Origin of the sequence: Desertihabitans aurantiacus, from assembly GCF_003344635.1 — a bacterium.
GTDB classification, from domain to species: domain Bacteria; phylum Actinomycetota; class Actinomycetes; order Propionibacteriales; family Propionibacteriaceae; genus Desertihabitans; species Desertihabitans aurantiacus.
In genome coordinates, this window is record NZ_QPKK01000173.1 from 1 (window position 1) to 8,528 (window position 8,528).

Annotated in this window: 10 protein-coding genes; 4 read left to right on the top strand and 6 right to left on the bottom strand. The window is 73.7% G+C overall.

The window, feature by feature from the left end; all coding sequences use genetic code 11:
• Positions 1–132: 132 nt before the first annotated feature.
• Positions 133–834 (top strand): alpha/beta fold hydrolase, encoded by a 702-nt coding sequence (locus DVA66_RS13590; RefSeq protein WP_114560572.1) that lies wholly within the window; start codon positions 133–135, stop codon positions 832–834.
• An 18-nt stretch (positions 835–852) separates the two neighbouring features.
• Here DVA66_RS13590 and DVA66_RS13595 read toward each other — a convergent pair whose 3' ends face one another.
• From DVA66_RS13595 to DVA66_RS13605, 3 genes are read right to left on the bottom strand one after another with little or no spacing between them, the layout of a single operon-like run.
• Positions 853–1,845 (bottom strand): Gfo/Idh/MocA family protein, encoded by a 993-nt coding sequence (locus DVA66_RS13595; protein WP_114560573.1) that lies wholly within the window; start codon positions 1,843–1,845, stop codon positions 853–855.
• Positions 1,846–1,854: 9 nt separating this feature from the next.
• Positions 1,855–2,829, bottom strand: coding sequence for a helix-turn-helix transcriptional regulator (locus DVA66_RS13600; protein ID WP_114560574.1), 975 nt, complete (start codon positions 2,827–2,829; stop codon positions 1,855–1,857).
• Positions 2,830–2,874: 45 nt separating this feature from the next.
• Entirely contained in the window at positions 2,875–3,330 is a 456-nt protein-coding gene (locus DVA66_RS13605) for a DUF1707 SHOCT-like domain-containing protein (protein WP_157974001.1), read from the bottom strand.
• A 111-nt stretch (positions 3,331–3,441) separates the two neighbouring features.
• On the opposite strand from DVA66_RS13605, the gene DVA66_RS13610 reads away from it, so the two are divergent.
• From DVA66_RS13610 to DVA66_RS13620, 3 genes are all read left to right on the top strand, one after another.
• Positions 3,442–4,713: an aspartate kinase gene (locus DVA66_RS13610; protein ID WP_114560576.1), complete on the top strand. Its 1,272-nt coding sequence runs from the start codon at positions 3,442–3,444 to the stop codon at positions 4,711–4,713.
• 11 nt (positions 4,714–4,724) lie between these two features.
• Positions 4,725–5,135, top strand: a complete 411-nt coding sequence (locus tag DVA66_RS13615; protein WP_114560577.1) for a hypothetical protein — start codon at positions 4,725–4,727, stop codon at positions 5,133–5,135.
• A gap of 87 nt (positions 5,136–5,222) precedes the next feature.
• Positions 5,223–5,999, top strand: a complete 777-nt coding sequence (locus DVA66_RS13620) for an endonuclease/exonuclease/phosphatase family protein (protein ID WP_114560578.1) — start codon at positions 5,223–5,225, stop codon at positions 5,997–5,999.
• 105 nt (positions 6,000–6,104) lie between these two features.
• Here DVA66_RS13620 and DVA66_RS13625 read toward each other — a convergent pair whose 3' ends face one another.
• The 3 genes from DVA66_RS13625 to DVA66_RS13635 all read right to left on the bottom strand — a co-directional run bounded on the left by DVA66_RS13625 (position 6,105) and on the right by DVA66_RS13635 (position 8,425).
• Entirely contained in the window at positions 6,105–6,737 is a 633-nt protein-coding gene (locus tag DVA66_RS13625; protein ID WP_114560579.1) for a CoA transferase subunit B, read from the bottom strand.
• On the bottom strand, positions 6,734–7,561 hold the full coding sequence (locus DVA66_RS13630) for a CoA transferase subunit A (protein ID WP_114560580.1): 828 nt from the start codon (positions 7,559–7,561) through the stop codon (positions 6,734–6,736). Before DVA66_RS13630 ends, DVA66_RS13625 begins: the two co-directional genes overlap by 4 nt.
• A 129-nt stretch (positions 7,562–7,690) precedes the next feature.
• Positions 7,691–8,425 carry an SDR family oxidoreductase gene (locus DVA66_RS13635; protein WP_114560581.1) on the bottom strand — a complete coding sequence of 245 codons (735 nt, stop codon included), beginning with the start codon at positions 8,423–8,425 and terminating at the stop codon, positions 7,691–7,693.
• Positions 8,426–8,528: the final 103 nt, after the last annotated feature.

Below are 8,528 nucleotides of genomic sequence, written 5' to 3' on the forward strand. Positions count from 1 at the left end.
CGCGGGGGTGCTGCTGGCCGAGGTCGACGTGCGGCGCGCCCGCGACAAGCGCCGTGGGCACCACAACGACCTGTTCGCCGACCGGCGGACCGACCTCTACCCCGACCTGTCGGACGGGTCCGGGTCGTCGCGGTGAACACCCTGCCGCTGCTGCGGCTGCCCGGGATGCTGCTCGACGAGCGGCTGTGGACGCGGGTCGGCGCCGGCTCGGACGTCGTCGACCTGCCGCTGGCGGGGGCGTCGCTGGAGGAGGCGGTCGAGGCGGTGCTGGCGGTCGCGCCGCCGCGGTTCGACCTGGCCGGGCTGTCGCTGGGCGCCGTGGTGGCGATGGCGCTGGTGGCCCGCGCCCCCGGCAGGGTGCGCCGGCTGGTGCTGCTCAGCTGCAACGGCCGGGCGCCCACCCCCGCCCAGCACGCCGGCTGGGACGCCCTGGAGGAGCAGACGCTGGCCGGCGGGTTCGAGCGGATCACCCCGGAGGTGCTCTGGCCCACGCTGGTGGCACCGGGACGCCGCGACGACGCCGAGCTGGCCGGGCTGGCCGACCGGATGGCCCGCGCGGTGGGCGTCCGCTCCTTCCGGCAGCAGCTGGCGGTCCAGCGCTCGCGCTGGGACCTGCGTCCCGGCCTGGCGGGTTTCCCCGGGCCGGCGACGGTGGTGGCCGGGGAGCAGGATGCGCTCTGCTCGGTGCCGATGCACGAGGAGGTCGCCGCCGCGCTGCCGTCGGCCGAGCTGGTCGTGGTGCCGGGTGCCGGCCACCTCGTCCCGCTCGAGGCACCGGAGACGGTGGCGCCGCTGCTCGCCGCCGGTGCACCCGTCGACCCGCGGGCGACCTAGCCGTCCCGGGGCCGGAGCTCAGATCTGGACGGACCCGTCCTCGCGCACCTCGACGCCGAGCTGGTCGAGCGAGGCCTGCATGATGGCCTGGACGGCCAGGGTGTCGGCCAGCGGCATGGTGGGGCTCTCGGTCAGGCCGAGGGACAGGCACTGCCCGACCTCGTCGATCTGGTGGCCGTAGCCCACCCCGCGCGGCGGTAGCGAGAAGCTCTGCGCGTCGCCGGTGTTGGGGCGCAGCACCAGGCTGCTGGGGTGGTGGAACCGGGGCTCGAGCTCGATGTGCCCGCCGGTGCCCATGATGATCGCGCGGCTGGGCGTCTGCGACTCCAGCGAGCAGCTCAGGGCGGCCGAGCGGCCGTCCTCGAAGCCGAGCAGGTAGCTGACGGTGGCGTCGACGCCGTTGGGGTAGGTCGAGCCGGCGGCGTGCACCGTGGTCGGGATGCCGAGGAACTGCTGGGCCAGGTTGATGACGTAGACGCCGAGGTCGAGGGTGGCTCCACCGCCGAGGGCGGGGGAGAAGAGCCGGTCCGACGGGTCGAAGTCGCGCTGGGAGCCGAGGTCGGCCTGGACGGCGCGGACCTCGCCGATCGCGCCGTCGTCGATGAGCTCCTGGGCCTTGGCGACGGCAGGGAGGAAGCGCGTCCACAGCGCCTCCATCACGAAGACGTCGGCCGCGCGGGCGGCGTCGACGACCTCCTGGGCGCCGGCGAAGGTGGCGGTGAACGCCTTCTCCACCAGCAGCGGCTTGCCGGCCTCGATGGCGGCCAGGGCCAGCCGGTGGTGCTGGGGGTGCGGGGTCGCGACGTAGACCACGTCGACGTCCGGGTCGGCCAGCAGCTCGGCGTAGGAGCCGTGGGCCCGCTCGATGCCGTGCTGGTCGGCGAAGGCGCGGGCGCGGGCGACGTCCCGCGAGCCGACCGCCACCAGCTCGGCGTCGGTGGCGGAGGAGAAGTCGGCGGCGAAGCTGCCCGCCATCCGACCGGTGCTGGCGATGCCCCATCGTGTCGTCATGGGCCGACCCTAGCGAGCGGGTGACTCGCTCCGGGCGGCCGCCCGGAGCATCCGCTCCGCCTGCTGCCGCAGCTGCTCGCGGAAGCCGTCGGGGGAGAGGACGGTGTACTCGGCCTCGAGGCTGTTCAGGGCGAGCACGGCCCAGTGCGGCTCCTCGGCCACCATGCTCACCCGGCAGCGTCCGGGCCCGAGCGGCTCCACCTCGGCCCAGCGACCGATCCAGGAGCGGGCGAGCTCGGCGTCGGCGGCCACCTCGGCGACCACCCGCTCACCGCCCCGCACGGTGCGGGTGGTGCTCTGGACGAAGTCGGCGGCGGTACCGGTCGGCAGCGTCCGGGGCCGGAACGGCTCCCGCAGCACCGTGCAGCGCCCGATCCGGTCGACCCGGAACGTCCGCCAGTCCTGGCGCAGCAGGTCGTAGCCGACGAGGTACCAGCGCCGGCCCTGCGGCACCAGCCGCAGCGGCTCCACCTTCCGCCGGGTGGCGTTGCCGTCGGCGCCGGTGTGCTCCAGCTCCACCCGCACCTCGTCGCGGCAGGCCAGGGCGAGGGTGGCCAGGGTCTCCGCGGCGACGGGCGGCGACCCGGTGAGGGCCCGGCTGTCGGTCATCTGCGACAGCGCCTCCGCGCGGCGGCGCAGCGCCTTGGGCAGCACCTGCATCACCTTGGCCAGGGCCCGCACCGAGGCCTCCGACAGCCCGGCGGCCGGGCCCCAGGTGGCGTCGCGCAGCGCCACCACGATGGCGACGGTCTCGTCGGCGTCCACCACCAGCGGCGGCATCGCCGCCCCGTGCTCGAGCTGGTAGCCGCCCTCCAGCCCCCGGGTGGAGCGCACCGGGTAGCCCAGCTCGCGCAGCCGGTCGATGTCGCGGCGCAGCGTCCGCTCGCTCACCTCCAGCCGGGCGGCGAGCTCCGGTCCGGCCCAGAAGCGGTGGTTCTGCAGCAGCGACAGCAGCCGCAGCATCCGGGCGCTGGTGTTGGCCATGGGTCCAGGATGGCCCGTCCTCCGGCCAGAGAGTGGCCGGAAGGCTCAGTCGTCCTCCGCGTCCTGCTCCTTCTTCTCGCCGTCCTCGTCCAGACCGAAGATGCCGAGCAGCCAGGGGGTGACGAAGATCGGGATGAAGACGAACCACCAGAACGAGCCCCAGCCGAGCACCGACGCAGCGATGATGGCGGCCGGCCAGGACAGCCCGGCCACCAGCCTGGCGGCGACGACGGCCTGGCGGGACGGGCCGCGCCGCACCGGCGCCGTGCCCCGGCGCACGAGCTCGGTGGAGGTCTGCTGGGCGTCGATCCGCGGCGCGGGCAGGTCGGAGAAGAGCGGGACGAGGTCGGACTCCACCCGGGCTCCCAGCGCCCGGGTCATCCGCTCGTCGAACTCGTGCTGGTCCAGCCGGCCGGCGGCCATGTGCTCCTGGAGGTACTGCACCGCCAGGTCGCGCTCCTGGTCACCGATCCGCGGTGCCGGCCGTCGGGGCTGATCCACCCCGCCATTGTGCCGTCCAGGAGGGGTCGGGCGCCCAGAGGTGCTGCGGGCGTCCATCCACCTGGTGGGTGGGCCGCCCTGGCAGCACCGTCGCGTGGCACAGTGTCGGGCGTGACACGGGTCGTGCAGAAGTTCGGCGGGTCCTCGGTGGCCGACGCCGAGAGCATCAAGCGGGTCGCGCGACGGGTGCTGCGCACCAAGCAGGAGGGGCACGACGTCGTCGTGGTCATCTCGGCGATGGGTGACACCACCGACGAGCTGATGGACCTGGCCCTGCAGGTCTCGCCGCAGCCCGCACCGCGCGAGCTCGACATGCTGCTGACCAGCGGGGAGCGGATGAGCGCGGCCCTGCTGGCGATGGCGATCGCCGACCTGGGCGCCACCGCCCGCTCCTTCACCGGCTCCCAGGCCGGGGTGATCACCACCGGCACCCACGGCAACGCCCGGATCATCGACATCACCCCCGGCCGCATCCAGTCCGCGCTGGACGAGGGCGACATCGTCATCGTGGCCGGCTTCCAGGGCGTCTCCCAGGACACCAAGGACATCACCACCCTCGGCCGGGGCGCCTCCGACACCACCGCGGTCGCGCTGGCCGCCGCGCTGCGGGCCGACTTCTGCGAGATCTACACCGACGTCGACGGGGTCTACACCGCCGACCCCCGGATCGTCCCGAGCGCCCGGCAGATCCCCGAGATCGCGTACGAGGAGATGCTGGAGATGGCGGCCTGCGGGGCCAAGATCCTGCACCTGCGCTGCGTGGAGTACGCCCGCCGCGAGGACGTCCCGGTCCACGTCCGCTCGTCCTTCTCCGACAAGCCCGGCACCTGGGTCAAGGACCTCGCCGACCTGAAAGGACCACTGATGGAACAGGCACTGATCTCCGGCGTCGCCCACGACCGCGGCGAGGCCAAGATCACCGTGGTCGGCGTCCCGGACAAGATCGGGGAGGCGGCCGCGATCTTCCAAACCGTCGCCGACAACGAGATCAACGTGGACATGATCGTGCAGAACGTCTCGCACGTGGACACCTCGCGCACCGACATCTCCTTCACGCTGCCCAAGACCGACGGCCGCAAGGCCATCCAGGCGCTGGAGGCGATCAAGGACCGGGTCGGCTTCCAGGACCTGCTCTACAACGACCAGATCGGCAAGGTGTCGGTGGTCGGGGTCGGGATGCGCTCCCACCCCGGCGTGACGGCGAAGTTCTTCAGTGCGCTGGCCGAGGCCGACGTCAACCTGGAGATGATCTCCACCTCCGAGATCCGCATCTCGGTGGTGGTGGACGCCGACCGGGTGGACGCCGCCGTCGCCGCCGCGCACACCGCCTTCGGCCTGGACGCCGAGTCCGAGGCCGTCGTCTACGCCGGCACCGGACGCTGAGGGGCACGCTCGTGCTGCACGTGCTGCCCTCGCTGATCCCGCCGCTGGTGCTCTACGCCGGCTTCCTGGTGGTGGTCGGCGTCTTCACCCGCGGACGCGTCCGGGTGCTGGGGCTGGCTGCCGGGGTGCTCTTCCTCGTGCAGGCGGTGCTCTCCGGTGCGGTGCTGCCGCTGCTGATGACCGAGCTAGACTTCGCGGCCGGCCAGGTCGGGGTGACGGCCATCGTGTTCAGCGTCCTGCACTGGGTGGCCGTCGGTCTGGTCGCGGCCGCCCTGGTGGTCGCCGGGAGGCCGCGGGAGGAGCTGCCGCACCGCTACCCGCCGACGGGGGCACGCCCCGGAGGTCCCGGCGCGCCGGGGTGGGCGCCCCACCCGGGCCCGCCGCAGCACCCGGGCGAGCCCTCGGAGCCGCCGCGCATCTGACCCGCGGGGCGGACGTCCGGGCGAAGGCTCGGTGAACTCCCGGCCTCGGCGGTTCCCTTCGGGTGCGCGGCGGGGAAGGATCGGACAGTGCGTACCCGGATCCCCGCTGTCCTGCTCGCCCTCGGAGTGCTCCTGGGGGTGGCGCTGACCACCACCGTCCCGGCCTCGGCCGAGGAACGCCGGCCCGGGCAGGTGACGGTGCTGCAGATGAACCTCTGCCTCAGCGGCCTGGCCGGCTGCTTCGGCGGCACCGAGTACCCCAAGGTCGTGGACGAGGCCGTCGAGCGGCTGCGGGAGAACCGCGCCGACGCCGCCACCTTCAACGAGGCCTGCAGCGGGGACGTCGCCGAGATCGGCCGCCGTGCCGGCTACCACGTCGCCTTCGCCACCGTCATCTACAACGGCGCCCCGCTGCCCTGCCGCAACCCGGAGGGCCGCGGCGTGTTCGGCAACGCGGTGCTGTCCAAGACCCCGATCACCGACGTCGACGACACCGCGTTCGCGGTCTTCAACGGGGTGGAGGAGCGCCGGCTGATCTGCGCCAGCACCGCCCGCCGGTTCGACGTCTGCACCGCCCACCTCTCCACCGGCGGCGAGGCGCCCGGCAGCGTCAACGCCCAGCAGTGCGCCGAGCTCACCGCCCGCCTGGAGGACCGCGAGCAGCCGACCGTCTTCGGCGGCGACGTCAACCGCCGCGCCTCCTGCGCCCCGGCCGGCTGGTGGACCGAGACCGACGCCGAGGCCGTCCAGCTGCCCGGCATCCAGCACGTCTACGGCGACCTCGCCGACCCGCGCCTGGAGCTCGAGCCGGCCAGCTACACCGACCACGACGTCATGGTCGTGCGCTCGCTCCTCACCCGCTGACGGCGCCCACCCCGGGCGTCCCGCCAAAAGATGCTCATGGCGGCCCATCAGCTGCGATATGGACCTGAGGTGACGCCATGAGCATGTTCTGGCGGCACACACTGCTCAGTCGGCCAGCACCGCCGGCTCGGTGGCGGCGCGGACCTGCTCGAGGGTGACGTCGGGGGCCAGCTCGACCAGCCGCAGGCCGTCGGAGGTGACGTCGAGGGCGCAGAGGTCGGTGATCACCCGCTGCACCACCCCGCGGCCGGTGTAGGGCAGCGAGCACTCCCGGACCAGCTTGGGGGTGCCGTCGCGGGCGACGTGCTCCATCAGCACCACCACCCGCTTCGCGCCGGCGACGAGATCCATCGCCCCGCCCATCCCCTTGACCATCTTCCCCGGGATCATCCAGTTGGCGATGTCACCGCGTTCGCTCACCTGCATCGCACCGAGGACGGCGACGTCGATCTTGCCGCCGCGGATCATCCCGAAGGAGTCGGCGGAGTGGAAGGTGGCGGCACCCCGGCGCAGGGTGACGGTCTCCTTGCCGGCGTTGATGAGGTCCGGGTCCTCCTCGCCGGGGTAGGGGTAGGCGCCGACGCCGAGCAGCCCGTTCTCGGAGTGCAGCACCAGCTCGACGTCGTCGGGGACGTGGTTGGGCACCAGCGTCGGCATCCCGATCCCGAGGTTGACGTAGGAGCCGTCGTGCAGCTCCCGGGCCGCGCGGGCGGCCATCTGGTCGCGGGTCCAGCTCATCGTCCGGCCTCCGTCCCGGCTGCGGGCACGGTGCCGCTGGTGGCCGGGGTGCCGGGGCGGGGCCGGGTGGTGACCTTCTCGATCCGCTTGGCCGCCGCCTGCTCCGGTGTCAACGCCACCACCCGGTGCACGAAGACGCCGGGGGTGTGGACCTCGTCGGGGTCGAGCTCGCCGGGCTCGACCAGGTGCTCCACCTCGGCCACGGTGACCCGTCCGGCCATCGCGCAGACCGGGTTGAAGTTGCGGGCCGCGCGGCGGTAGACGAGGTTGCCGTGCCGGTCGCCCCTCCAGGCCCGGACCAGGCCGAAGTCGCAGACGATGGCCCGTTCCAGGACGAAGTCCCGCTCACCCTCGGCGGTGGGGAAGGTGCGGGTCTCCTTGGCCGGTGAGGAGATCAGCACACCGCCTCCGCTGTCGTAGCGCCAGGGGATCCCTCCCTCGGCGACCTGGGTGCCGACGCCGGTGGCGGTGTAGAAGGCGGGGACGCCGACGCCGCCGGCCCGGAGCCGCTCGGCCAGCGTGCCCTGCGGGGTCAGCTCGACCTCCAGCTCGCCGCTGAGGTACTGCCGCGCGAACTCCTTGTTCTCCCCGACGTAGGAGGCGGTGACCCGCCGGATCCGGTGCTCTGCCAGCAGCTGGCCCAGCCCCCAGCCGTCCACGCCGCAGTTGTTGGAGGCGACGGCGAGGTCGGTGGCGCCCTGCTCCAGAAGTGCGGTGATGAGCACCTCGGGGATGCCGCACAGGCCGAACCCGCCGACCGCCAGGCTGGCCCCGTCGCCGATGTCGGCGACCGCCTCGGCCGCGGTGGCGACCACCTTGTCCATCCGTGCTCCTCCCCGTCGAGTGCCCGGGGCCGAGCCTAGCGTCGGGGCGAGGATCTCTCGACGTCCCTCGGCGTCGCGACCAGGTTCACTGCCGGTCGGTCACGGCGGCGGGAGATCTCCCGGCACGCGTCAGGTGGTCGGCGGGTGCGGGTACGGGATCGTCCCGGTGCGGTGCCCGCCCAGCGGCACCAGCGCGTCGGTCGTCTCCGCCCCCAGCGACTGCCCCGCGACGGTGCGCACCTCGCGCCGGTCGCCGGTGGCGGCGAGGGTGGCACGCAGCAGCGCGTCGAGCGGGTAGGCCGCAGGCCCGGCCAGGTCGGTGGTGGCGCCGGTCGGCGCGCCGACGGCCACCTCGGCGAGCAGCTCCACCACGTCGGCCAGCGCGATCGGCTGCAGCAGGGTCCGGGCGGCGTGCACGACACCGTCCACGGTCAGCCAGTCGGCGATGGTGGGCACGAGCTCGTGGAACTGGGTGGCGCGCACGATCGAGAAGGGCAGGTCGGCCTCGCGCACCGCGTCCTCCTGGGCGACCTTGCCGACGTAGTAGCCGTTGCCCAGCGCCCGGTCGGCACCCACCACCGAGAGCAGGACGTGGTGGCCCACCCCGGTGCTCTGCCCGGCGGCGAGCAACCGCTCGGTGGTGCCGCGGAAGTACGCGGTCGCCGCCTCGGGGTCCTGCTCGGTGGTGTTGAGGACGTCGACGACCACCTCGGCGCCCGCCAGCGCCAGCCCGAGGCCCTCCCCGGTGAGCACGTCGACGCCGGTGCGGCGGGAGACGGCGAGCGCGTCGTGGCCCTGGCTGCGCAGCAGCTCGACGAGCGGGCGGCCGACCTGTCCGTGGCCGCCGACGACGATGATCCTCATGGTGTCCCTTCCGGGGTGGGTGGGGCTGGGGTCGGCCGGTCGGCCGTCCAGGTGCGGAGCTTGTGCGGGTTGACCTGCAGCCAGACGTCGGTGACGAGCCCGC